We start from the raw sequence: 1,071 nt of genomic DNA on the forward strand, positions 1-1,071 counted from the left end.
TAGGGCGTGTGTGGGGTTGTGATCTCGTGGGTCCCCGGGCGGTAGGGGCGGGGGCTTTGGGGTAGAACGGTGGGGTGTCTCGACCTCAACTTTCGGATGCTGAGTGGGAGTTCGTCTCTCCGTTCCTGCCGGTCGGTGAGTACGGGCCGTACCCGGAGAACCTGCGGGCGCACTTCGAGGGCGTCGTGTGGCGGTTCAGGAACGGGGCGAAATGGCGGGAGTTGCCCGAACGGTTCGGGCACTGGTCGACCGTTTACGGCCGGTTTCGACAGTGGCGGGATGCCGGGGTGTTCACCGCGGTGTTCCAGGGTGCGATCGCCGAGGCGGCGAAGCGGGGCTTGGTGGACTTGTCGCTGGTCAGCGTGGACTCGACTACGGTCCGGGCCCATCACGATGCTGCCGGGATGATCGTGGAGCCCGAGATCCTGGACGCGTTGGAGAAGGCCGCCGCAGAAAAAGGGGCACCAGCCAGGAACAAGACGGACAACCGGACCCGGAGCGGGAGGAACGACGACGGGTGAGGCGTCGCCGCAAGGCCCGGCTCGCCGCCGCTGACCTGGGGCGTTCCCGCGGCGGACTGACCACCAAGACGCACCTGTCCTGCGTGCCGCAGTGCCTGCCCCTCTCCCTCAAGATCACCGCGGGGCAAGCCGGGGACAGTCCGCAGTTCATCCCCGTCCTGAACAAGATCCGCGTCCCCGGCCCAGTCGGTCGACCCCGCACCCGGCCCGACGCAGTCGCGGGCGACAAGGCGTACTCGTCCCGCAAGAACCGTTCCCACCTGCGTAAACGTCGGATCAAAGCGGTCATCCCCGAGAAGAAGGATCAGGCCGCCCACCGCAAGAACCGCGGCTCACGCGGCGGGCGGCCCGTCACCTGGGACAAGCAGCTGTACAAGCTCCGCAACAGCGTCGAACGCACCATCAACAAGATCAAGGACTGGCGCGGCCTCGCCGTCCGCTACGACAAAAAACCCGAAAGCTACCAGGCCGGACTCGAATTATGTGCCGGCCTCCTCTGGATCCGACACCTCGAATCACAGCCTTGATCACAACCCCACACACGCCCTAG

1 pseudogene is annotated in these 1,071 nt (G+C 66.3%); it reads left to right on the forward strand.

Going from position 1 to position 1,071, the window contains the following annotated elements:
* The first annotated feature begins 74 nt into the window (after window positions 1-74).
* Window positions 75-1,048 (forward strand): annotated as a pseudogene (locus tag O3W51_RS48150) (IS5 family transposase).
* Window positions 1,049-1,071: the final 23 nt, after the last annotated feature.

This window comes from Streptomyces sp. H39-C1, from assembly GCF_027158125.1.
Taxonomy (GTDB): domain Bacteria; phylum Actinomycetota; class Actinomycetes; order Streptomycetales; family Streptomycetaceae; genus Actinacidiphila; species Actinacidiphila fildesensis.